Annotated in this window: 22 protein-coding genes and 1 tRNA gene; 13 read left to right on the plus strand and 10 right to left on the minus strand. The window is 72.0% G+C overall.

Annotation, left to right across the window (positions count from 1 at the left end):
- Positions 1–81: 81 nt before the first annotated feature.
- On the minus strand, positions 82–327 hold the full coding sequence (locus AB0I28_RS21505) for a DUF1737 domain-containing protein (protein WP_357495835.1): 246 nt from the start codon (positions 325–327) through the stop codon (positions 82–84).
- Between the two features lie 174 nt (positions 328–501).
- Here AB0I28_RS21505 and AB0I28_RS21510 point away from each other — a divergent pair.
- Positions 502–574 (plus strand) — tRNA-Thr (locus AB0I28_RS21510).
- A gap of 247 nt (positions 575–821) precedes the next feature.
- Here AB0I28_RS21510 and AB0I28_RS21515 read toward each other — a convergent pair.
- From AB0I28_RS21515 to AB0I28_RS21525, 3 genes are all read right to left on the minus strand, one after another.
- Positions 822–1,286 carry an SUKH-3 domain-containing protein gene (locus tag AB0I28_RS21515; protein WP_357495837.1) on the minus strand — a complete coding sequence of 155 codons (465 nt, stop codon included), beginning with the start codon at positions 1,284–1,286 and terminating at the stop codon, positions 822–824.
- A gap of 273 nt (positions 1,287–1,559) precedes the next feature.
- A complete protein-coding gene (locus tag AB0I28_RS21520; RefSeq protein ID WP_357495838.1) occupies positions 1,560–3,110 on the minus strand; it encodes a serine/threonine-protein kinase in 1,551 nt (516 codons plus the stop codon).
- Between the two features lie 89 nt (positions 3,111–3,199).
- Positions 3,200–3,778 carry a TetR/AcrR family transcriptional regulator gene (locus tag AB0I28_RS21525; protein ID WP_357495840.1) on the minus strand — a complete coding sequence of 193 codons (579 nt, stop codon included), beginning with the start codon at positions 3,776–3,778 and terminating at the stop codon, positions 3,200–3,202.
- Between the two features lie 124 nt (positions 3,779–3,902).
- Here AB0I28_RS21525 and AB0I28_RS21530 point away from each other — a divergent pair, with 124 nt between their 5' ends.
- Positions 3,903–4,727 carry an NAD(P)H-binding protein gene (locus AB0I28_RS21530; RefSeq protein ID WP_357495842.1) on the plus strand — a complete coding sequence of 275 codons (825 nt, stop codon included), beginning with the start codon at positions 3,903–3,905 and terminating at the stop codon, positions 4,725–4,727.
- Between the two features lie 10 nt (positions 4,728–4,737).
- Here AB0I28_RS21530 and AB0I28_RS21535 read toward each other — a convergent pair whose 3' ends face one another.
- On the minus strand, positions 4,738–5,892 hold the full coding sequence (locus AB0I28_RS21535) for a hypothetical protein (RefSeq protein ID WP_357495844.1): 1,155 nt from the start codon (positions 5,890–5,892) through the stop codon (positions 4,738–4,740).
- Positions 5,893–5,970: 78 nt separating this feature from the next.
- Positions 5,971–9,147: a BTAD domain-containing putative transcriptional regulator gene (locus tag AB0I28_RS21540; RefSeq protein WP_357495846.1), complete on the minus strand. Its 3,177-nt coding sequence runs from the start codon at positions 9,145–9,147 to the stop codon at positions 5,971–5,973.
- Positions 9,148–9,330: 183 nt separating this feature from the next.
- Here AB0I28_RS21540 and AB0I28_RS21545 point away from each other — a divergent pair, with 183 nt between their 5' ends.
- The 3 genes from AB0I28_RS21545 (at position 9,331) to AB0I28_RS21555 (ending at position 12,794) form a co-directional block, all read left to right on the plus strand.
- Entirely contained in the window at positions 9,331–10,887 is a 1,557-nt protein-coding gene (locus AB0I28_RS21545; RefSeq protein ID WP_357495848.1) for an MFS transporter, read from the plus strand.
- Between the two features lie 10 nt (positions 10,888–10,897).
- The gene (locus AB0I28_RS21550) at positions 10,898–11,458 is read left to right on the plus strand and encodes a TetR family transcriptional regulator (protein ID WP_357495850.1); all 561 of its coding nucleotides are present in this window, start codon (positions 10,898–10,900) and stop codon (positions 11,456–11,458) included.
- A 154-nt stretch (positions 11,459–11,612) separates the two neighbouring features.
- The gene (locus tag AB0I28_RS21555; protein ID WP_357495852.1) at positions 11,613–12,794 is read left to right on the plus strand and encodes a serine hydrolase domain-containing protein; all 1,182 of its coding nucleotides are present in this window, start codon (positions 11,613–11,615) and stop codon (positions 12,792–12,794) included.
- 21 nt (positions 12,795–12,815) lie between these two features.
- Here AB0I28_RS21555 and AB0I28_RS21560 read toward each other — a convergent pair whose 3' ends face one another.
- Positions 12,816–13,178: a hypothetical protein gene (locus AB0I28_RS21560; protein ID WP_357495854.1), complete on the minus strand. Its 363-nt coding sequence runs from the start codon at positions 13,176–13,178 to the stop codon at positions 12,816–12,818.
- 34 nt (positions 13,179–13,212) lie between these two features.
- Here AB0I28_RS21560 and AB0I28_RS21565 point away from each other — a divergent pair, with 34 nt between their 5' ends.
- Positions 13,213–13,629, plus strand: coding sequence for a hypothetical protein (locus AB0I28_RS21565; protein ID WP_357495856.1), 417 nt, complete (start codon positions 13,213–13,215; stop codon positions 13,627–13,629).
- A gap of 169 nt (positions 13,630–13,798) precedes the next feature.
- On the opposite strand, the gene AB0I28_RS21570 is transcribed toward AB0I28_RS21565, so the two are convergent.
- The 3 genes from AB0I28_RS21570 to AB0I28_RS21580 form a co-directional block, all read right to left on the minus strand.
- A complete protein-coding gene (locus tag AB0I28_RS21570) occupies positions 13,799–13,972 on the minus strand; it encodes a hypothetical protein (protein ID WP_357495857.1) in 174 nt (57 codons plus the stop codon).
- A gap of 65 nt (positions 13,973–14,037) precedes the next feature.
- The gene (locus AB0I28_RS21575; RefSeq protein ID WP_357495859.1) at positions 14,038–14,445 is read right to left on the minus strand and encodes an SgcJ/EcaC family oxidoreductase; all 408 of its coding nucleotides are present in this window, start codon (positions 14,443–14,445) and stop codon (positions 14,038–14,040) included.
- 78 nt (positions 14,446–14,523) lie between these two features.
- The gene (locus tag AB0I28_RS21580; RefSeq protein WP_357495861.1) at positions 14,524–15,501 is read right to left on the minus strand and encodes a sigma-70 family RNA polymerase sigma factor; all 978 of its coding nucleotides are present in this window, start codon (positions 15,499–15,501) and stop codon (positions 14,524–14,526) included.
- A gap of 190 nt (positions 15,502–15,691) precedes the next feature.
- On the opposite strand from AB0I28_RS21580, the gene AB0I28_RS21585 reads away from it, so the two are divergent.
- The 7 genes from AB0I28_RS21585 to AB0I28_RS21615 all read left to right on the plus strand — a co-directional run bounded on the left by AB0I28_RS21585 (position 15,692) and on the right by AB0I28_RS21615 (position 23,043).
- Positions 15,692–16,102 (plus strand): YciI family protein, encoded by a 411-nt coding sequence (locus AB0I28_RS21585; RefSeq protein ID WP_357495863.1) that lies wholly within the window; start codon positions 15,692–15,694, stop codon positions 16,100–16,102.
- A gap of 13 nt (positions 16,103–16,115) precedes the next feature.
- The gene (locus AB0I28_RS21590; protein WP_357495963.1) at positions 16,116–17,303 is read left to right on the plus strand and encodes a DUF6596 domain-containing protein; all 1,188 of its coding nucleotides are present in this window, start codon (positions 16,116–16,118) and stop codon (positions 17,301–17,303) included.
- A gap of 107 nt (positions 17,304–17,410) precedes the next feature.
- Positions 17,411–17,986, plus strand: coding sequence for a hypothetical protein (locus tag AB0I28_RS21595; RefSeq protein ID WP_357495865.1), 576 nt, complete (start codon positions 17,411–17,413; stop codon positions 17,984–17,986).
- Entirely contained in the window at positions 17,986–18,324 is a 339-nt protein-coding gene (locus tag AB0I28_RS21600; RefSeq protein ID WP_357495867.1) for a hypothetical protein, read from the plus strand. The genes AB0I28_RS21595 and AB0I28_RS21600 overlap by 1 nt, the downstream gene beginning before the upstream one ends.
- A gap of 9 nt (positions 18,325–18,333) precedes the next feature.
- The gene (locus AB0I28_RS21605; RefSeq protein WP_357495869.1) at positions 18,334–19,209 is read left to right on the plus strand and encodes a hypothetical protein; all 876 of its coding nucleotides are present in this window, start codon (positions 18,334–18,336) and stop codon (positions 19,207–19,209) included.
- A gap of 56 nt (positions 19,210–19,265) precedes the next feature.
- Positions 19,266–22,121 carry a BTAD domain-containing putative transcriptional regulator gene (locus AB0I28_RS21610; RefSeq protein ID WP_357495871.1) on the plus strand — a complete coding sequence of 952 codons (2,856 nt, stop codon included), beginning with the start codon at positions 19,266–19,268 and terminating at the stop codon, positions 22,119–22,121.
- A 127-nt stretch (positions 22,122–22,248) separates the two neighbouring features.
- Positions 22,249–23,043 (plus strand): polyphosphate polymerase domain-containing protein, encoded by a 795-nt coding sequence (locus AB0I28_RS21615; protein WP_357495873.1) that lies wholly within the window; start codon positions 22,249–22,251, stop codon positions 23,041–23,043.

Raw genomic sequence — 23,043 nt, forward strand, 5'->3', positions numbered from 1 at the left:
TTTTCGGAGGATGCGCCGGTCACCTACATCACACCCCGGTTTCGAGCCCGCCGGGACCGGCGCCCCGGCGGACCCACCGTGCTAACCCGTGACCGGCGAGGCCGAGTGCGTCGTGCGCGACCTGGCCGCCTCGTACGGCGGGAGGACCACGGCCTGGGCCACGATCACGCGCCCACCGTTGCTCGTGAGCGTCGGCGAGCCGTGCAGCTCGTAGCCGTCGTCCAGCAGCGCCGACACCCGCTCGCAGAACGTCGCGTCGTCGGGTCCGGAGATGAGCCGGTAGCGCAGGCGGACCTGGAGGTGGCCGCCGTCATGCGGTGCAGTCATAGCGAGCAAGCCCATCGCGTCGATTGCCGAAGGCGGAGGCCCCCGGTCGACCGACCCTACCGTGCGGCCCGCGTTCCCCGCCGCGCTCGCCTCGGCATTCGGCAACCCGTTTCGCCGGGGCCCGACCGATCACGTACACTCGACGGCTGTACCCGGTGTACGTCGCGGGTGCAGGCCGCCTTAGCTCAGTCGGCAGAGCGATTCACTCGTAATGAATAGGTCGTCGGTTCGATTCCGACAGGCGGCTCAGCTGGGAAACACCCCCTCACCAGGGACTTCGGTCCGGGTGAGGGGGTGTTTTCGTGTGGGGCGCCGGGCCGCGTGGGGCGGCGTCGGTCATGGGGCACGAAGTGGCTGAGGCGGTAGGTGGTCGGGTGCTTCAGGTGTTCTCGGCCTGCGCTGCCTCCGTGCCGGTCGACCGTGAATCGGCCCGCGCCTCTGGCCCGGCCAGGGCACGGTGGTGTTGCTTTCGTTCGGCGGAGTCTGTCACCCGATCAGCTGCCCCAGACGCTGCGGCTCGTGGCGTCCTGCACGCCGACCAACGTGGCAAGCGCTTCGCCGAGGTCTGCGCCGAACCGCCATTCGGTGTGGGTGAGGGCGCCCAGGAATCGGCCGGACTCGCCGACGAAGACGCTGATCACCTCGGCCCAGACCCCCACGGGAGTGAACGACTCCCCGTAGGTGTCCTTCCAGATGCCCGGCAGGTCGCCGTAGCCCTGGGCTTCGTCGGGGTCGACGATAAGGGTCCCGTGGGCGACAGCCCCTGGGATCGGTGTGATGGTCAGGCCGCCGAAGGTCTCGATGAACGTCACGGCGTGCGGCGAGGGGACGAGTCCTTCGGCCCGGTAGCCCTCCAGCCAGTGGTGGACATCGACGCTTCGGCCCGGGAACCAGCCGGCGGCTTCCAGGCTTTCGCGAACTCGGGGCGGCAGTTCTCTCTCGTCCACGACGGTCAGCATGGTCCATCGCCCGAAGAACCCAGCGTTGCGGGGACAACCGCAACGCGTTCACCGAAGCCGCGTCACCACATGCCGTCATCATCGTTGCACTCGACGTAGGGGAAGGCCGGCCTTGGGTTCGAGGGGTACTTGGGGCCGGCCTTTCTCTTCGTGGCTCACGGACCTCGGCGGTCCGGCGGTCCGGCTGTCTCGGCGGGACCGCTCCGCAGCCACCCCGTGGCGTTCGGGCCGCGGGCGGAGCGCCCGTCCGGGCGGCCGGAAGGGGCGGGCCGGTCACGCCGTCAGCCAAGCCTGGTCGTCGCTCGCGTCGCAGGCGGCCAGCCTGACAGCCTGGTAAACGACCGGCTCTCTTCCCTTGCCGTGCCCTTTGCCGTTGCCCTTGCCCTTGTCGTCCTTGTCCTTCTCCTTGCCCTTCCCGTGGTCCCCGTTGCCCGCGCCGTCTCCGTCCCCGCCGTCGTCCCCATCGTCTTCGTCTTCGACGAAGGTTCCGGTCGCCGACAGGCACTGGCCGGGATGCGCCGGGCTCGCCAGGCGCCACCGGTCGCGGCCGCCGTCGTCGCCGAGCCACTCGACCTTCCAGCCCGCCGACGCGTCGCAGCCCTTGATCTCGATCTTCTCCGGGCTCCCCGACGGGGCCAAGCATCGCTCATCCCCACCTCCGGGAAGGCCGAGCAGGTAGGCATCGCCGGCGACCGAGAAGGTGATCGTCGCCGCCGAGTCGCAGTCGGCGAGGTGCGGCCGCCCCAGCTCTTGTGAACCGTGGAGGCAGGTCCCCGTGGAAGCACTGGAGAGCCGGGCGTCGGCGGGAAGGCGGGGCGCGTCGGTGTCGGCGGCGGTGTCAGCGGCGGCGTTCGGTCCGCTCGGCGCACCGCCGAGACCCCACATGAGCAGGGAGACGACGACGATCGCGGCAGCGGCGGCCGTCGCCCCGACGAGCAGCCGGCGACGCGACGGCGGCGAGGCGACGGGAGTCTCGCGGCGAGTCACCGGGAACGGCCGGGTGGCGGGGCGGCAGGCCGCGGCGAACTGAGCGGCCGACGCGTAGCGGTCCCCGGGATCCTTGGCCAGTGCCCGGTCGACGACGGCGGCGATGGCCCCGGGGATCTCGGGAGGCAGTGGCGGCGGGGGCCGCAGCAGGTGCCCGGCGACGGTCGCGGCAGTCGCGTCCGCGGCGAACGGCGCCTGCCCGGTGAGGCATTCGTAGGCGACCACGCCCAGCGAGTAGATGTCGGCCCGGGGCCCCGGCTTCTCGCCCGAGAGTTGCTCGGGGGCCGCGTACTGGATGGTGGCCAAAATGTTCCCGGCAGCCGTGAGGGCGGCCTCGCCCTGCGCCCGTGCGACGCCGAAGTCCACGATCGTCGCCCGGTCGTCGTGGTCGACGATGATGTTGGCGGGTTTGACGTCTCGGTGCACGACCCCTTCGCGGTGGGCCGCGTCGAGCGCGTCGGCGACCTGGGCGATGATCGACATCGTGCGTTCCGGCGTCAGCCGTCCATGCTCGTGGAGCAGCTCCGCCAGGGACTCGCCGGTCAGGTGCTGCATGACCAGGAAGACCAGCGGCCGCCCGTCCTCGAAGACGGTCTCCACGGCGTCGTAGACGGACACCACGCCCGGCGCCCGCAGGGCCGCGACGGTTCGGGCCTCGACGGCGAAGCGCTCGCGGAAGGCCGCGTCCCCGGCGAGGCCGGGGCTGAGGATCTTGACCGCCACGACCCGGCGGAGGGTGGTGTCCTCGGCCCGCCAGACCTCGCCCATCCCGCCGGTGGCGATGTGGGAATCCAGCCGGTAGCGGCCGTCGAGCAGTAGACCGGGGGAGGTCGACATGGGGCTCCATCGCGTCGATCGAGTGGCTACCCGATGTCTTACCCAGTCGACGGCCCGTGAATGCCTCGAAGCCGCACCCCGGCCCGTCGTCAGGCCCCTTCGGCCGCGTCCAGGCCGTCGATCCAGTCCTCAAGGCGGCGGAGCTGCGCGGCCATCAACTCGGGGTCGGCGAAGACGTTGGTGAGCAGGGAGATGCCCTGGTACGACGCGACCAGCGACACCGCGAGCTCGCGGGCGTCGGCGCGGCCCATCAGGGTGAACTGCCGCTCGACCCATTCGACGAGCAGCCCCATGACGGTGGCGGCGCTGCGGTGGAGGCCGTCGTCGCGCTTTCCCAGTTCGGAGGACATCGAGCCGGTCGGGCAGCCGAAACGGGCGGCCTGCTCGCGCTGCTCGGCCCAGCCGCCGAGGAGGGCCTTCAGTCGCTCCTGCGGCGTCGCGAACCCCTCGAAGGCGTCGGTCATGGTCCGCAGGGCGCGGGCCTGCTCCTCCATCGCCGCCTCGACGAGCTGGTCCTTGGTCTTGAAGTAGTAGTAGACGTTGCCGACCGGGACCTCGGCGGTCCGCGCGATGTCGGCGATGGTCGTCTTCTCCACGCCCTGCTCGTAGAGCACCCGGGCGGCGGCGGTCACCAGCCGCTCCCGCTTGCCCACCTGTGTCCTGGCCATGCGGCCAACCATAGCCGCTCTTTGGGTTAGTTACCTGACTCACAACTGTGGACAGACCGGTGGTGGATCTCGTAATGTCCAGCGAGTCAGTTAGTCAACTAACTATGTCTCCCGAGGAGGCACCGTGATCACCGTGACCGGAGCTACCGGAAACGTCGGCACCATTCTCGTTCGGACCCTCGTCGAAGCAGGCGAGCAGGTCAACGCCGTTTCCCGCGGTGTCGCGGAGTTCCCGGCCGGGGTCGTCCATCACCGTGCGGACCTGGGCGACCCGTCGAGCCTGGCGCCGGCGGTCGAGGGGGCGGACGCCCTGTTCGTCCTTCTCCCCGGGGAGATGGGGCACATGGACCCGCACAAGATCTTCGCCACCGCCAAGGCGGGCGGCGTGCGGCGGGTCGTCCTGCTCTCCTCGCAGGGCGTCGTCTCCCGGCCGCTGCACGCCGCCCTCGGCGTCTTCGAGGAGGCGCTGAAGGAGTCGGGTCCGGGCTGGACCGTGCTGCGCCCGGGAGGTTTCGCCTCCAACGCCTTCATGTGGGCCGGGTCGATCCGGGCCGAGCGCGTGGCGGCCGCGCCCTTCGCCGACGTCGCCCTCCCGGTGGTCGACCCGGCCGACATCGCCGCGATGGCCGCCGCGTCCCTGCTCGACGCGAAGCACGACGGGCGGACCTACACCATCACCGGCCCCGCGCCGGTCTCCCCGCGCGAGCAGGTCGCCGCGATCGCCGCGGCCGTCGGCGCCGACATCGGTTTCCATGAGCTCAGCCGGGACGAGGCCTTCACGGCCATGTCGGCGTTCATGCCCGAAGGCGCTGTCGAGGCGACCCTCGCCATCCTCGGCGAGCCGACCGAGCACGAGCGCGGCGTCAGCCCCGACGTGCGGGAGGTCCTCGGGCGCCCGGCGGGGAGTTTCGCCGACTGGGCGGTGCGCAACGCGGCGGCCTTCGGCTGATCGCTCGCGCTCACCAGGTCGCCGCGTAGCGCGCCTCCCCGTCGACCTCGTAGCCCGCCACCGACTGCACCAGTCGTCCTTCCGCCTCGGCGGCGGTGACCAGCGCCGCCAGTTCCTCGCCGGTGAGGCCGTGACGGGTGTCGTCGGTGGCGGGCGAGGAGCGCCAGACGGCGCAGAAGCTCGGGGTCGTCCCGGACTGGAACGCGCCGAGCCACACCGGGTACATGCCGTCGTCGGCGGCTTCGGCGATCCTGTCGTCGAACTCCTCGGCGGTCATGCCGCGAAAGGACATCCAGCCTTCGTCACCGGGGTCCTGCTCGTACAGTGAGGTCCACTGCGGGGTTCCGCCGGGCGCGACCCCGGAGCCGGCGACCGCCCGGTACCCGTCGTCGACGAGTTCGTCGAAACGTGCCTGCTGTTCGGTTGAGCTCAAGGCGTAGTGGTAGATCCGCTCGGTGGCGCCGGTCTCGTGCCAGATCGCGCCGTAGCGGACCTGGCCGTCGAGCATCGCGCTGGTGAGATCGACGAGGTACAGCCCGACGGCGGCCTGCTCGGCGACCGCCGCGTCCAGCTCCGCGCCCGTCATCCAGGGAGTCGTCCACCACGCGGTGCCGTCCGCCGGGCGGAAGACGGCGTTCACATAGGGCTTTCCCGCCACGTTGAAGGCGTTGTACCGCACCGGTTTGTAGCCCGAGGCCTTCACCAGTTCGAAGACGGCCGGCCAGTCCTCGGCGGGAACGCCGTGCCGGAGCACCTGCCCCGACCCTTGGGGGACGGGGGCGAGCCACGGTGCGGTCGCACCGCCGTCGCCTCCGTCCGGGGTGTCGGTGGTGTCACCGCCCGGTGAGCCGGGGACCACCGAGCCGTTCCCGGAGACACCGAGCGCTCCGGCGGAACCGGTGTTCTGTGCCAGGAACGCCAGGACCGTGACGATGGCGCTGAGGGTTCCCAGCGCGTAGCTGGTCATCTCCAGGGGATGCCGCGAGCGTCGGTCGAGCTTTCGGCGACGCGCCAGCCAGAACGAGACCGCGACGATGAAACAGGACACGCACACACCGGCGAGGAGTAGGAGCACATGATCGTAGGAGCCGCCGCCGGTCAGGCCGTCCTCGATCGCGGCCGGTCGCCCGCCCACGTTCTTCATCGCGTCGATGTCGATGTTCACCGTGTCTCCGTTCGTCGCACTGTCGTCGCGCCGAACGGTAATTTCGCGATCCAACGCCGATCTTGCGCCGATTCGCGATCAAGCCGGCGCACCGCCCAGGCGGCATTCACCGGCGATGCGCTCGGCGGCCGCCGCCAGCTCCCGTGCTCGCGGCGTGCCCCGCGTGACCTGAGCCAAGACCAGCAACGCCTGCGACTGTCCGAGCCGGGCGCCGATCTCCTCATTGATCACCAGTGCCTCCTGTGCCGCCGACCCCGCCGCGCCGGCGTCACCGGCGCCCAGGCGCGCCTGGGCCAGCACGGTCAAAGCCTCGGCCTGGAGCTGGCGGTACCCGTTCGCCGACGCGGTCGCCGCCGCCTGCTCAGTGTGGCGGGCCGCCTTGTCGTGGTCGCCGACGCCGAGGTGCGCCTGGCCCGCGGCGATTTCGGCGTCGGTGCGCACCCAGAGCCCACCGAGTCCGGTCGCCAGGCCGACCGCCTCCTCGGCGTAGGCGACCGCGGCTCGGTCGCCGGGGTGGCATCGCGAGGCGGTGATCAGCAGGGGAACCCGAAACAGCCGGTCCTGATCGTCCGCGACGAGCGCCAGCGCCGGCAGCAGCACCTCGCGAGCCCTGTCGAACTCGCCTCGCGCGGTCAGTACACAGGCCAGGGTGTCGGCGCGGACGGCCCTTTCCGCCGGATTGCCGAGGAGACTGGACGCCGTCGCCGCACGCGCGGCCTCCAGCGCTTTCGGGAGGTCACCGACGGACAGGTACGCCAGGGCCAGTTCGCCGTGGACCTCGGCCATCCGGTGCCGCACGCCGAGCAGCAGCTCGCCCTTGCGGTGCAGCGCCCGCATGGATTCACCGAGGCGCCCCAGCTCCCGGCTCGCCTTCCCTTTGACGCCCAGCGCGTGCGTCTGCTCGCGCAGGCCGATACCCGGCAGTGCCAGGGCCTCCTCGCAGTCGTCGATCGCGGTACCGAGCTGTCCCAGCGTGTACCGGGTCGCCGCGCGGCTGGTCAGGGCGTCGGCGAGGTACTCGGCCTCGCCGGCGTCGCGGGCGGCGGAGACGGCCGCGCTCGCCCATTCGAGCGAGCCGGTGAGATCCCCGCTGAACTTGGCGTACAGCGCCAGGAATCCCCGCATCGCCGCGACGGCCGGCAGGTTCCGCTCGGTCAGCGCGAGATCGAGTCCGGTTCCGACGACCTCCTTGAAGGCCGGATATCTGGTGCTGCGGCCCAGGTAGAGCCGCATCGCCTCGGCCAGGAGCCAGGTGACCTCCGGTGGACCGTCGACGGCCGCGGTCCGGAACACGGCCAGGAGATTGTCGATCTCGCCGTCGTACCAGGCCATCACCTCGTCCAGGCCGGTGAAGCGGGGCACGTCGAAGTCCGCTCCCGGTGCCGGCAGTTTCGCCGAACCGGGGCTGATGACGTTGGAGGCCGCACGGGCCGCGTGGACGTACCAGTGCGCCAGACGCCGCCAGGTCCGCTGTGCCTCCGGCCCGTCGCCCAGACGGCGGGCGTAGTCCTTGAGCAGGTCGTGCAGCCGGTGGCGGTCGGTGCTCGCGGACTGGACGAGGTGCACCGACACCAGCCGCCGCAGCGTTTCCCGCGCCTGGCTCGGCGTGCACTCCAGGAGAGCCGCTGCGGCCACCGTCCCGATATCGGGACCGGGAACCTGGCCCAGGCGGCGGAACACCGTCCGGGACCGGTCGTCCAGTCGCAGGTAGGAGGCCTCGAAGGCCGGGCGGACCGAGGCGCTGGAGTCGCCCGGTATCGACAGGGCGCGCAGGCGGTCTTCTCCGGCCAGTTCACCGACGTGGGCGGCTATGGACGTCTCCGGGCGTTCGGTCAACTGGGCGGCGGCGATCCGAAGTGCCAGCGGCAGCCGGCCGCACAGCTCGGCCAGTTCGCCGACCGGGCCCGGTTCCGCGGCGATGCGGCGCTCGCCCAGCCGCTCGGCCAGGAGCGACGCGCACTCCTCGGCGCTGAGGACGTCGAGCCCGATGTGGTGGGCACCGTCGCGGGCGACCAGCCCCGACAATCTGTCACGGCTGGTGACCAGGACAAGGCTCCCGCTGCCGGTGGGCGTGAGCAGTCGCACCTGGTCGGCCTCGGAGGCGTTGTCGACGACCACGAGCAGGGTCTTGCCCGCGGTGTGCGAGCGGTACAGCGACGCGCGATCGTGGAGAGCGTCGGGGATGTCCCGGCCGGGGACTCCGAGCGCCGACAGGAACCCGGCGAGGATCTCGGACGGTTCGCGCGAGGGCGCGGCGTCGAAACCCCTCACGTCGATGAACAGCTGGCCGTCGGCGAAGTGCCCGGCGACCCGGTGCGCCCATTGCAGCACCACCGAGGTCTTCCCCAGCCCTGCCATGCCGGTGACCAGCAGGATCGGCACGCCCTCTGTTCCCAGGCGGCCGTCGAGGTCGTCGAACTGGCCGCGCCTTCCGACGATCCCGGTCGGTGGCGGCGGGAGCTGCCGCGGGACGCTCACCTTCTTGTCCGGGCCGGTATCGGTCTTCGCCTGCGGCAGCGCATCGCCGCGAAGGATCGATCGATGCAGCTCACGCAGCGCGTCCCCGGGGTCGATGCCGAGGTCCTCGCGCAATCGGGCGACCGTCTGTGCGTAGCAGTCCAGGGCTTCGGCCCGGCGGCCTTCGAGGTAGAGGGCCCGGATCAGCAGGCTCGCGAAGATCTCCGAATGCGGGCGCCGATCGACCGCCTCGGCCAGCGCGGTGAGGACACCGGCCGGGCGACCGAGCGCGAGTTCGCCGCCGAAGCGCCCCGCGAGGATCTCGTCGCGTTCGTGGAGCAGCCTGCTTCTGGTGCGGTCGGCCCACGGCCCTTCGACGTCGCCCAGCGGCCGGCCGTGGCAGCACGCTTCGGCCCGTCGCCAGTGGGCGAGGGCTTCGCCGTGGTCGCCGGCACCGGCCGCCTTTCGGGCCTCGCGGGCCGCTTTGCGCATCACGAACACATCGATGCGCCCTTCGTCGACGTCGAGGCGGTAGCTGGAGGACCTGCCGTTCTCGATCGCGATGTCGGGCAGGGGCCGGATGAGTTGACGAAGCCGGGAGATGTGGCCGTAGAGCACGGAGCGATGTGAGGCGGGGATCTTCTCGCCCCACAGCCGGTCGGCCATGGCGTCGAGGGAGACGGCGCGCCGGGGGTTCATCGCGAGAAGCGCCAGAACCCCGGCCCGCAGCGCGGCGTTCACCTTTCGCCGTTCGCCGTTGACGGCGACGGACACCTCCCCGAACAGGCGCACGTCCATCTTGCCTCCAAGCCATCCGGAGCCTCGTCAGTCAAGTTAGCGGTCCGAAGCGCTCTTGAAACGACGGCATCGCTTCGGCGGCCGGGCTTTCGGCTCGGCGCCGCCGCCTCTCCACAATTTGCACGTTAGTTCTACTTGTACTAAAGTCCAACTTGTTGCGCTCCGGTGACCGAGGAGGACCCGATGACAGACCAGGCGACCGCGATCTCCGGCAAGCGCGCATGGGCGGGCATGGCGCTCCTCGCCCTGCCGACGGTGCTGCTGGGGCTGGATGTGACGGTGCTGTACCTGGTGCTCCCCGCGATGTCGGCCGACCTCGCGCCCTCGGCGACGCAGACCCTGTGGGCCATGGACGCCTACGGCTTCCTGCTCGCCGGCTTCCTCGTCACCATGGGCACCCTGGGCGACCGCGTGGGTCGGCGCCGGCTGCTGATGGTCGGGATCACCGCGTTCGCGGCGGTCTCGGTCCTCGCCGCCTTCGCCCCGACCCCCGAACTGCTGATCGCGGCGCGGGCGCTGCTGGGGGTCGCGGGCGCCACGTTGATGCCCTCGACGCTGTCGCTGATCTCCAACATGTTCGCCGACCCGCGGCAGCGAGCGGTCGCGATCGGGGTGTGGGCCACGATGTTCGCCGTGGGCATGGCCGCCGGTCCCGTCGTCGGCGGAGCGCTGGTCGACAACTTCTGGTGGGGTGCGGCCTTCCTCGTGGCGGTGCCGATCGCGGTGGTCGTGCTGCTCCTCGGCCGGGTGCTGCTGCCCGAGTACCGCGACCGCCGCGCGGGGCGGCCCGACCTGATCAGCGTGGTCCTGTCGCTCGCGGCGATCCTGCCGATCGTCTACGCGGTCAAGCACGCCGCCGTCGACGGCATCGACGCCACCGCCGCCATCGCCGTGGCGGGGTTGATCGCCGGGGCGGTGTTCTGGCGCAGGCAACGACGACTCGCCGACCCCCTGCTCGACGTCACCCTGTTCGGCGACCGGGCGTTCAGGGTCGCGCTGATCGTGCTGCTCATCGGGCTCGTCGGCGTGGGCGGCAGCATGTACCTGGTCACCCAGTACCTGCAACTGGTGGACGGGCAGAGCCCCTTCGAGGCGGGCCTGTGGATGGGGCCGCCGGCGCTGGCGATGTTCGCCGCCGGCATCGGCGCGCCGATCCTCGCCCGGCACATCCGTCCCGGCCACGTCATGGGCGCGACCCTTGGCGTCTCACTGATCGGCTACGCGCTGCTCGCCACCGCCGGTGCGGGCGACGCGCTGCCGGTCGCGGCGGGCTTCGCCTTCGTCTACCTGGGACTCGGCGCGATCGCGGCCCTGGGCACCGACATCGTGGTCGGCGCCGCCCCGGCCTCGAAGTCCGGCTCGGCGGCCTCGCTGTCGGAGACCGTCCAGGAACTCGGCATCGCCATCGGCGTCGCGATCCTCGGCAGCCTCACCACGGCCGTCTACCGCGCCCAGCTCACCGTGCCCGAAGGCCTCTCCGACGCTGAGGCCGCCGCGCTCGCCGACAGCCTCAACGCGACCGTCGCCGTCGCCGACGGCCTCCCGGCGGGCGCCCTGGAAGACGCGAGGCTGGCCTTCACCACGGGCATGAACGTCGCCGCCGTGGTCGCCGGGCTCGCGATCGCCGCCGCCACAGTCCTGTGCCTGCGCCGGCTGCGGCACCTACCCCGGCTCGGACACGAGCACACCGCCGATGCCGGTGTCTTGGACAATGGCCCGACTACCCTGGAGCGGATGTGAGGAGCCGGGCATGGGCGAGGACGCCGAGCACGTCGACGGGCGTTTCGCCCGCGGAGCCAAACGGCGCGCCGAGATCATCGAGGCCACCCTGGCGGTGGTCACCCGCGACGGCGCCACGGGGGTCACCCACCGTGCGGTCGCCAAGGAAGCCGGCATCACCACCAGCCTGAGCACCTACTACTTCGCCACCCTCGACGACCTCCTCGTCGCCGCCCTGTCCAGCGTCGCCGACACCTACACCGCACGGATCCGCCAGATCATCGACTCGCCCGGCGACAAGCTCACGGGCCTGGCGAAGCTCATCGCCGAAAGCGGCGGCTCGGGGCGCGAACGCGCCCTGGCCGAACGCGAACTCGCCACCCTCGCCGCCCGCCGGCCCGCCCTGCGCCCGGTGGCGCGCCGGTGGCGGGAGAGCGTCGCCGAACTCGCCGCCACCCTCACCGACGACCCCACGGCCATCGCCGGAGTGGTCGCGGCCTCCGACGGGCTGTGCACGGCGATCCTGCTCGACAACGGGCCCGGCGACCCCGACCATCTCCGCGCCGTTCTGCGCCGGGCGCTGGGCGACTGACGCCCGGGCCCCGCTTGCCTACGGCGGTCACTACGTCATTGAGTCCTCCCCACTCCGGGCATCCCGTGAGGGCCGCGCGCGGTTGTCGACGCGCCGTCGACGGTTTTGTCGTAGCCGGCGGATAGTTTGTCCTCGGCCTAGCCCAGGAGGAAACATGACCACCGCCGAGTTCCCGAAGAAGCGACTGGCTCGCGTGCGGGAGCTGTTCGAGCGCCATGTCGAGACCGGGTTCGTCCCGGGAGCGGTGGTCGTCCTCGCCCGCCGGGGCGAGGTGCACGTCGAGTCGGTGGGCCGGCTCGCGTTCGAGGGCGCGGGGTCGACGACGCCGATGGGCGTCGACACGATCTGCCGCCTGGGCTCGATGACGAAGCCGATCGTCGCCGCGTGCGCGATGACCCTCGTCGAGGACGGCACGATCGGCCTCGACGACCCGGTCGACGCCTTCCTCCCGGAGCTGGCGGACATGACCGTTCTCGCCGACCCCGACGGGCCGCTGGAGGACACCGTCGCGGCCGCCCGCTCGATCAGGCTGCGGGACCTGCTGGACTTCACCCTCGGCACCGGGATGGTCCTCAACGACGTTCCCATGGCCGAGGCCCTGAACAACATCGGCCAGGCGCCGCCCGACGAGTGGATCGCCCGGCTCGGCGCGCTCCCGCTCGTCCACCAGCCGGGTGAGCGCTGGCTCTACGACATCGCCGCCTCCGTGACGGGCGTGCTCATCGCCCGTGCCACCGGAACGAGCTTCGGGGAGGCCCTGCGGGAACGGATCTGCGCTCCACTCGGGATGGCCGACACCGGCTTCACCGTGGAGCGCGAGAAACTCGGCCGCTTCGCGACGGCCTACGAGCGCGACGACTCTCCTGAGGGCAAGGCCGTCGTCGAGGACGGGCCCGAGGGACGGTTCAGCCGGCCGCGGGTGTTCGAGAGCGGCGGCGGGGGCCTGGTCTCGACCGCCGAGGACTGGCTGACCTTCGCCACGACCCTCCTCGCGGGAGGCGTACACCGGGGTGAGCGAGTGCTCTCGCAGTCCTCGGTGGAGCTGATGACCACCGACCGCTTGACCCCGGCGCAGAAGGCGGTCTCGGGGTTCTGGCCCGGGTACTTCGACACCATGGGCTGGGGCTTCGGGATGTCGGTGATCACCGGCCGCAACCAGCTCGGGCACCCCGTCGGCAGCTACGGATGGCCCGGCTTCTACGGCACCGCCTGGTACAACGATCCCGCCGAGGAGGCGGTCACGATCGTCATGATCCAGCGGGCGCACATGGGCGACCAGCGGCTGCCGATGTGGCACGACTTCTGGACCACCGTCAACGGGGTGTCCGGGGACTGAACGCGGGGCCGGACGACGAGGTCAGCGGCGGTCGGCCGGCCAGCGCCGGTCCACCTCACCGGCCGAGCGCGCGCAGCCGGCGCAAGACGCCGCGCCCGTCGGCGTCCACAGATGCCGGTACACGGTCACCGCCGCCTCCGGGATGCCGCAGAGGGTCGCTCCCTCGGCGACGGCGTGTTCGTCATCCCGCCGCTCGACGCAGGCCTTCCGCCGCTTCCCGGCCGGCCAGCGCTCGCCGACGGGCCGGTACGGAAGGTGGGTCCACGAACCATCGGCGTCCTCGAAGTTCGCGGTGCGACAATGGACGCACGTGAACCCCGGGCGCTCGCCGTGGACGCGCGCACGCCGGGGCCGATTGGCCGCACCGCACACCGCGCACCGCATGGGGTGGATCCTGCCACGCGAAGGGAGGCCGGTGATGACGCACTTCGCGGACTTCACGGTGTACGACTACCTCGAACCCGAGCAGCGTGATCCGAGGAGCCGCAAGCCGATGCTCAACGTCGGCTGGCTCGACCCGGCTCACGAGTACCCGATGGTCGACGCCGATCCGGCGCTGGTCGAGGCGTTGCTCGCGCTGGTGGTCGACGTCCGGCACGAGATGCGGGGCATGCAGGCCTGCGAGTTCTGCCCCGAGCCGGTGTGCCCGGTGCTCACCAACCCGCATGACCCGGGAGGGCGGACCCTGCTCGGCAACGGCGAGATCCACGTCGTCGGCAACGGCATGCGCTTCGCCGCCCCCACGATGGTCATCCACTACATCGACGAGCACTACTACCGCCCGCCCGACGAGTTCGCCGCCGCCGCGCTGCGCCACGCGGCGCGCCTGGCCTGAGAATGCCCCGGCCGGGCGCGGCTGAGGCGGGTGCCCGGTGACCGCGGTGGATCCTGCCGCCATGCGGTCCGGCGATTGACTCCCCGTGAGCGCCGTGGACACAATGGCGCATGGGATACCGGTACACATGCAGCAAATGCGGCAGCGAGTACGGCCAAGGCGGAGGCGGTCACACCGGCGGGTCCGAGTACATCTGCGCGTCCTGCGCGCCGCGGACGAGCGCGTCCGGGAGCAGCGGCGGGTGCGCCGTCGTCGCGTTCCTTCTGTTCGCCTTACCGGTCGCCACGGCGGCCGCGTGGATGATCGTCGGCTGACGCGCTCCTCGCGCGGTGAACGAACCCACCCCGCCCCACCTGGCCCTGGGCGCGCACGCCCCCGCCCCGGTCACCGGGGCGGGGACTGGCACGCCTATCGCACGGGCGCCGATACCGGGCTGTTGTGGTAGGCCGCGATCAGCCACCGGCCGTCGCGCTTCTCGAAGACCCAGGTGCAGTTCACCTTCCCCGCCTCCGGGACCTCCTTCTGGCCCGGGAACAGGATGCCCGCCTCGCTGATGACGACGGCCACGTCCCGGCCGGCGAAGCGGATTCCGAGCCGCCGGTCGTGGGTCGAGGTGCCCTTCAGCGGTCCTGCGAAGCCGAGTGCCATGGCGTCGCGGATCGCGTCGCGTCCCTCACGCAGCGAACCGGGCATGACCGCGGTGGCGTCCTCGGTGTAGTCGGCGACCATGCCCTCGGCGTCGCCGGCTTCCCACGCCTTGTAGGAGTCGGCCAGCACCGCGTTGACGGCGGCCTCGTCGTCGGCACGACTGTTCAATGGAATTCCTCCTGCTCGAACGGTTCGCCGGGTCGTTCCGGCGAACTCACCGGTACATACCTGCGGCGCGGCCGAAACTCATCGCGCGCGTCGGTCGCCGTCGAGTTCGCTCGCCAGACCGAAGGTCGCGAAGACCTCGGGCTCCTGGAACACCGAGTTGCGGCTGATGCCCTCGGCGGTGACGGTGAAGATCTGGAGTGTGTGCAGCTCGTAGCCCTCGCCGAGGCGCCGGTAGGCGGCGAACCCGGGCTGGCCGTTGGCCGACACCGGCTCCAGGTGGCAGTCCGTCCCCGCCTGCTCGAAGACCCAGTTCATGAACAGGCCGTAGTTCTCGCGGCCGACGAACCAGTTGAGCACCGGCGGCATCTCCATGAGCACGTCCTCGGTGAGCAGCCGCTTGAGCCCTTCGACGTCGGCTCGCTCGAAGGCCCTCATGTAGCGCTCGACCCAGGCGCGCTGCTCGGCCTGCGACGGCTCGCTCACCGCCTCCCGCCCGTCCCCGGCCTCCGCCAGGCGGGTCCGCGCGCGCTGTAGGGAGCTGTTGACCGAGGCGACCGAGGCGCCGAGGATGTCGGCCGTCTCCGCGGCGGAGAAGGCGAGCACGTCGCGCAGGATCAGCGCACCGCGCTGGCGCGCCGACAGGTGCTGGAGGGCGGCGGCGAACGCGAGCCGCAGAGTGCTGCGGTCGATGACGGTCCCGGCCGGGTCCCCCGCATCGAGCATCGCGTCCGGGAGGGGCTGGAGCCAGGCGGCGTTCTCTCCCCGGACGAGCGGCCCGAGCGGGTCCGCAGCGGCCACCAGGCCCGACGGCAACGGCCGCCGCCCGCGAGCCTGCAAGGCGGTCAGGCACACGTTCGTCGCGATGCGGTAGAGCCAGGTGCGCAGCGAGCTTCGCGCGACGTCGTAGCGCTCCCGGGCCCGCCACGCCCGCACGAAGGTGTCCTGGACCAGGTCCTCGGCGTCGTGCGCCGAGCCGAGCATCCGGTAGCAGTAGGCCAGCAGTTCCGTCCGGAACGGCTCGACCAGACGGTCGAAGCCCTCGTCCTGCGCCGGCATCTCGTCTCCGCTCCCGTCCCCGGTCGACGCCGGGGCACAGGGATGATGACAGATCCCGCCGGGCGCCGGGCAGACCCGCTCCCCGGAAAGATCCCCGCCGATAGCCTCACCACGGATGTCGAGAACCGCCCCCCGGCTTCGTCCCAGGGGTGCGGCGGCGAAACGGCCGCCCGAGACGGAGGATGCGCAGATGGCCAAGTACCTGTTGCTCAAGCACTACCGCGGCGGCCCGGACAAGCACCCGAACGCCGAGGCGAGGATGGAGCAGTGGACGCCCGAGGAGATCACCGCGCACATCGAGTTCATGGGCAAGGTCGCCGACGACCTGCGTGAACGCGGCGAGTACGTCGACTCCCAGGCGCTGGTCCCCGACGGCGAGTTCGTCCGCTACGGCGGCGAGGGCAAGCCGCCGGTCACCGACGGCCCCTTCGCCGAGACGAAGGACCTCATCGCCGGCTGGATGATCATCGACGTCGAGTCGAAGGAGCGCGCCCACGAGGCCGCCGCCTACCTGTCCTCGGCGCCAGGCAAGGACGGCAAGCCGCTGTACGAATGGCTTGAGGTCCGGCCGTTCATGGGCGACCCGTCCTGCGTGGAGTGACCCGGTCCCGATGATCTCCGCCCACCTGCTCCGGGACCTGACACCGCAGATCCTGGGCGTCCTCGTCCGCCGCGGAGCCGACTTCGTGGCGGCCGAGGACGCCGTCCAGGAGGCGCTCGTGGAGGCCGTGCGCGGCTGGCGCGAAGGCGCGCCCGACGACCCCAAGGGGTGGCTGGTCACCGTCGCCTGGCGCAAGTTCCTGGACGCGCGGCGCTCGGCGTCGGCGCGGGCCCTGCGCGAGGTCGCGGTGACGCGCGAGCCGCCCGCGGGCCCCGCCGAGCACACCGACGACACGCTGCTGCTGCTCAGCCGCTGCTGCCACCCCGCTCTCACGCCCGCGTCGGCGATCGCGCTGACGCTTCGCGCGGTCGGCGGCCTGACGACCGCGCAGATCGCGCGCGCGTTCCTGGTCCCCGAGGCGACGATGGCGCAGCGCATCTCCCGCGCCAAGCGCACGCTGGCGGGCCAGCGCTTCGAGGAGCCCGGCGACGCGCGGTCGGTCCTGCGCGTGCTCTACCTGATGTTCGACCAGGGCTTCGCCGGCGCGGGCGGCAAGTCCCGCGCGGCCGGCGACACCGACCTCGCCGCCGAGGCGATCCGCCTGACCCGGCAGCTGGCCGCCTCGGCACCGCAGGACCCGGAGATCGTCGGCCTCCTCGCGCTGATGCTGCTGCACCACGCGCGGCGGGCGGCGCGCTTCGACGCCTCGGGCGACCTGGTCCCGCTGGCCGCGCAGGACCGCTCCCGCTGGGACACCGCGACCATCGCCGAAGGCGTCGACCTGCTCCAGCACGCCCTCGCCCGCGACCGCCTCGGCGAGTACCAGGCCCAGGCCGCGATCGCCGCGCTGCACGACGACGCCGCCTCGGCCGAGGAGACCGACTGGCCGCAGATCCTGGAGTGGTACGACGAACTCGCCGGCATCGTCGCGGGCAACCCCGTCGTCGCGCTCAACCGCGCGGTCGCCGTCGGGCACGTCGACGGGCCCCTCGCCGGGCTGCATCTGGTCGAAAAGCTGCCCGCCGACCTGCCACGCCGCGACGCCGTGGCCGCCTACCTGCACGAACGCGCCGGCGACCGCGCACAGGCCGCGCGCCTGTACACGGCCGCCGCCGAGGCGGCGACGAGCATGGCCGAGCACGCGCACCTGCTCAAACAGGCCGCGCGCCTCAACCAGAGCGGCCCGTCCGCGCCGGCGTGACCCGCGCCCCCCGACCTAGCCGAAACCTAGCGGCGACCTCGCCGGGCCTGTCTAGGTTCGCCTGGACGGCGCCGTGCCGCCGTCGCGGAGTATCGGGAGAGGCTGGAATGACCATGTTGAACGGCGAAGACCCCGGCGGCGGCCCGCGGATGACTCCCGAGGAGTTCCTGGAGAAGCTCGACCGCCTCACCATTCGCGCCACCTCACCGGACCGCTCGGTGCGGGCCGTCCTCGACATGTCCGGGACACGGCTGGAGTTCGGCCCGCGCGGCACCCGCGGGCACAGCGAGCGCAGCCTCGGCGAACAGGTCAGCGCGGCGCTGGAAGCGAGCCAGCACGGCTACCAGCGGGCGATGGCGATGCTCCTGGAACAGGCCGCCCCGCCCGGCTCGCGGGAGAAGCAGGACGTCCGCGCGCCCGAGCCGCGGTCCGTCGAGGCCCGCTACCGCGCCCGGCTCGGCGGCATCGACGTGCAGACGCGCTCGCCACGGGGTTGCGTGAAGGTACGCCGGACCGGGACCACCGGCGTCGAGGTCGAGATCCGCCCGAACACCCTCGGGCACAGGCAGTTCAGCGACGCCGACCTGCTGGCCGAGATCAACGCGGCCGTCGGCTCGGCCGACGAGCAGTACACCGTCAAGTTCGAGGTCGCCAAGGCCGACAAGCACCGGGAGGACCTGTAATGGCCGGACCCAAGGTCGTCGCACCGACCGGCGAGATAGACGAGGTCGGGCGAAGGCTCCTGCCCGCCATCGCCGGTGTCTACGCGAAGGCCACCCAGTCCATGAACGCCGCCTGCACGAGCGTCGGCGGCCCGGCGGGGTGGGAGATCCTGGCCTTCGCGCAGGCCGCACAGCGCATGCTCGCCGAGTCGGGCGACAACTCCTACGACGCCGCGGTGGGGCTTGCCAAGATCGCCGCCGGCTACGACAGCACCGACAACGTCAACGCCGAACTCCTGCCGAAGGACCCCGACGTGGTGTTCCCGACCGCGCCCGACCCCAAGCTGCGGACACTCTAGGGAGACATCATGGGACTGGGAACAGCAGAGGTCATCGAGAAGGTCGGCGCCGTCAAGCACGCCGCCTGGGAGGCGTGGACCCGCCTCACCGCCTACACGCCGAGCATGTACGCCGAGGACGTCTACGTTCCTCCACAGTGGTCGGTCAAGAACGAGATCGAGTCGATCTACCCGCGCATCGACGCGGCCTTCGCGTGGGTCTACTCCTTCCCCGAACCCGACACCTACGACGCCGCCATCGAGGCCGTCCGCGAGGTCCGGCAGACCATCGTGGGCACCGAGCTCAACGGCAAGGTGGAGGACGTCAAGGGCAAGCTCGACGACTGGCAGGGCGAGGGCGGCACGAACTTCCGGGCCAACTTCGTGCACCGCTTCGAAAGCGCCATCGACAACCAGGGCGACATGCTGGAGGCGGTCACCAACGCCTACAAGTCCGGCCAGGCCGTCACCCAGACCAGCCTCAACGACGCCGGCGCCCTGCTCGACGCGGCCTGGAAGGCGTTCAAGGAACTCAAGGACGACGGCGGAGCGGGCTGGGGCGACGCGGCCAAACTGGTCTTCAACATCATCGCCCTGGGCACCGGCATCGCCGCCGCGGCCGGGACCGGCGGCGCCAGCGCGGTCTTCGCGCTCTCGGTCGTCTCCGGCAGCACCGGCTTCCTGGCCAACGTCATCCCCGACGCGCCGGAGAAGGCGCCCGGCGCGCTGCCCGGCGACGACCCCATCCAGGTCACCGACGCCCTCGTCGGCAAGGCCGCCGAACTCAAGAGCGCCAGCGACAAGGCGAGCCGCGACCTGGTGACGCTCGTCAACAACGACCTCGGATTCCTGCTGGCGCACGAGAAGGACTTCGTCCCGACCAGGCCGAAGATCGCCGGCGACTAGCACCCGCCCTGGGGAGGACCCGGTCCCTCTGGAGAGATTCAGGAGGGCCGGGCATAGTGGACCAGTCCACGTCCGCGCGTCCCTGGGGTGAGATGAACTTCGAGGTTTTAGGACCGCTGCGGGTCAGGGTCGCCGACACCGCCGCCCACATCGACGGTCCCAAGCAGCGGGCGCTGCTGGCGGTGCTGATCAGTCGCGCCGGGCACGTCGTCCCCGCCGGCGCCCTCATCGAGGCCGTCTGGGGAGCGCACCCGCCGGCCTCCCCCCGCAAGGCCCTCACCTGGCACATCGGCCAAGTCCGCGACCTCCTGGACAGCCCCGACCGCCTCACCTGGCAGGGCAACGGATACGTCCTGGCCGCGGGCGCCGGCGAGATCGACGCCGCCCGCTTCGAGGACCTGCGCAACCGCGGCCTGGAGGCCGGGCGCAACGGCGACCCCAAGGCCGCCGGCGAGCTGCTCGGCGAGGCCCTCGCGCTGTGGCGCGGCGACGCCTACGCCGACGTCGGCGAGAACGCCGCCGGCGACGGGGAAGCCGCGCGCCTCAACGGACTGCGCCAAGACGCCCTCGCCCACCGGATCGCCGCCGACCTCGAACTCGGCCGCCACGACGCGCTCGTCCCCGAACTGACCGCCCTGGCCGCCCGGCACCCTCTCGACGAGGGCTTCCGCGCCCAGCTGATGCTGGCCCTCTACCGCTGCGGCCGGCGCGCCGACGCCCTGGAGGTCTACCGCGAGACCCGGCGCCTGCTCGTCAGCGAACTCGGCCTCGAACCCGGACCCGAACTGCGCGCCATGGAGCAGACCGTCCTGGCCGGAAAGGCCGCATCCGAGACGCCGCAACGCGTCCCGGCGACGTCCGGACCCGCCGAACTGCCCTCGGCGCCCCGCGTCCTCACCGGCCGCGACGAGGACGTCGGGCACCTCCTGGCCGCCCTCGACGGACCCGGGGGAGTGTGCGCGATCGCCGGGCCCGGCGGCATCGGGAAGTCCGCGCTCGCCCTGCACGTCGCCCACCTCCTGGCCGGCCGCTTCCCCGACGGGCAGCTCTACGTCAACCTGCACGGCACCACTCCCGACGTGAAGACGCTCGCGCCCGAGGAGGCCCTCGGCCGCTTCCTGCGCTCCCTCAACGGCGAGGCGCCGCCCACCGCCCTCGACGTGGAGGAACTGGCCGGGCGCTTCCGCTCGGCGACCGCCGGGCGGCGCCTGCTCATCGTGATCGACGACGCCCGCGACGCCGCCCAGGTCCGCCCGCTCCTGCCCGGCGGCGGCACCTGCGCGGTGATCATCACCGGCCGCCGCATCCTGTCCACTCTGGACGAAGCGGGGCTGCACCGGCTCGGCGTGCTCGGCGAGACCGACGCGGTCGCCGTCCTCGCCCGCCTCGTCGGAGAGTCCAGAGTGGACGCCGAACCGGCGGCCGCGCGCGAGATCGCCCGCTACTGCGACGGACTGCCGCTGGCCCTGTGCGTGGCCGCCGCCCGCCTCCGGGCCCGGCCGCGCGCCCCGCTCAGCGGTCTCGCGAGCCGGCTGGCCGCCGAGGACGCGCGGCTCGGTGAGCTCAGCGTCGACGACCGCGCCGTCCGGGCCAGCCTCGCCGTCAGCCACCGCGACCTCGCCGACGAGGTCGACGGCGGCCCGGCCGCGCGGCTGTTCCGCCTCCTGGGGCTGCTCGACACCCCCGACCTGACCGTCCCGGTGGCCGCCGCGCTCGCCGACGTGCCGATGCCTGCCGCCGACGCGTTACTCGACCGGCTCATCGACGCCCAGCTCATCGAGGACCACCAGCCCGAGCGGTACCGGCTGCATGACCTGATCCGCCTCTATTCCAAGGAACTGGCCGCCGAAGCGGTGACGGCCGCCGGCGGCGCGCGGGCCTTCGGGCGCGTCCTTGAGTACTACGTGGGAACCGCTCGTGACGCCCTCGGCGTGTTCGAGCCCTCCGCCTCCTATCGCCTGGGCTGGGAGAAGTCGGCGGCCGAACGCGGTGGCGCGCACCGCTTCGCCGACCGAGCGGCGGCGCTGACCTGGATCCGGGGCGAGCTGGACAATCTGCGCGCCGTCGTCCGTCAGGCGGTCCGGCTGCCCGGCGAGGAGGCGATCGGCGCGGTGACCCTCTCGGTCCTGCTCAAGCTCCCGTTGCAGTACTCCAAGTCCTGGCGCGAGATGCTCGACGTCGGCCGCAACGCCGTCGCCATCGCCGACCTGGCGGGCGGTCCCGAGCACCGGCTGTTCGCCCGCCGCGACACCGCCGAGGTCCTGCTGTCGCTCGGCCAGGTCGACGAGGCGCTGCTCCACCTTGGACACGCGCGGTCGGCGGTCCGGCTGATGCCCGACCGCAGCGGTGAGGCGAGCGTCTGGGGGATCACCGGCGCGGCCTACCGTCGGGCGGGGCGGTTCACCGAGGCCCTTGAGGCCTTCGGCAGGTCCATCGAGCTGGCTCGTGAGCACGGGCTGGTGCAGGCCGAGGCCGCCACTCACGTCGAGGCCGGTTTCCTGCACTTCAAGATCGGCGACCTGGACGCGGCGCTCGCCGCGCAGGAGCGCGCCGCCGTGCTGATCGCCGGCCTCAACAGCCCGCACGGCGAGGCGATCACGTCGGCGGCCATCGGCGCGATCTTCCTGGCCACCGCCCGCTACGGCGAGGCCGCCGAGCGCTTCACCCACGCCATCGCCAAGAACCGCGAGGCCGGGCAGCACGACGCCGTCGTCGCCGCCGACTACCGGTGGGGACTGGCCGAAGCGTGCTTCGCCCTCGGCGACCGCGACTCCGCCCGCGCACACTGGGGCGACTCCATCGCGCTGCTGCACCGGCTCGGCGCCATCGGCGACAAGGAGCGCGCCGAACTCGAAGCGGCCGAACACCCGTCGCCCCCGGCGATGATCAGCGTCCGGCCGAAGCCTCGCTGAGGTCGGACGCCTCCTCCCGTACACCCGCCCGTCGACTCGTGTTCAAAGGCGGCTTTGAGCTTCCTTTGACGTTCCTTCGTGCCTGCCGGGCTTGTCTGCTCTCTACCGAGCAGAGGAGCCCATACCCATGTCGCCGGCCGACAGCAGCCTGCGCGCGCCGAGCGCGCTGCACGCGTTCAACCGCTACGAGATCAAGTACCTGATCGGCTCTTCGGCGGCCGTCGCGCTCCGCGAGGAGCTCGCCGCCCGCCTCACGCCCGACCCGAACAGCGGCGAGGGCGGGTACGGCGTCTGGAGCACCTACTACGACACCGCCGCCCTGCGCTTCTACTGGGAGAAGATCGAGGGACTTCGCTTCCGCCGCAAGCTGCGCGTGCGCCACTACGGCGACCGCTCGACCGTCGGCGCGGACTCACCGGTCTACGTCGAGGTCAAGCAGCGGGTCAACCGCGTCACCCAGAAGCGCCGCATCCGCCTGCCGTACGCCGCCGCGCGCGAACTGTGCGACGGCAGGCGGCGGGTCGACGCCGGCGACGGCGGCGCGGGATTCGTCGACGAGGTCCTCGGCCTGGTCGCCGGGCTCGACCTGCGGCCCGTCGCGATGACCGGCTACCAGCGCGAGGCCTACCTCGGCACCGGCGCCGACCTCGGCCTGCGCGTCACCATGGACCACCGCGTGCGGGGCCGCGACCGCGACTTCCACCTCGCCGCCGAGGCCGAGAACCGGCTCATCGTCCCCGCCTCGATGACGATCCTCGAGGTCAAGGCCGACGACCGTGTCCCCTACTGGCTCACCGACCTCACCGCGCGCCACGGCCTGTCGGTCGTGCGCGTCTCCAAGTACTGCCAATGCGTGGAGAGTTTCGGGCGCGCGCCGCGCTCGCTCTTCCACGTGCCCGAGACCGCTGATCAGGAGCTCTAG

Source organism: Phytomonospora sp. NPDC050363 (assembly GCF_040655735.1).
In the GTDB taxonomy this organism is placed as follows: domain Bacteria; phylum Actinomycetota; class Actinomycetes; order Mycobacteriales; family Micromonosporaceae; genus Phytomonospora.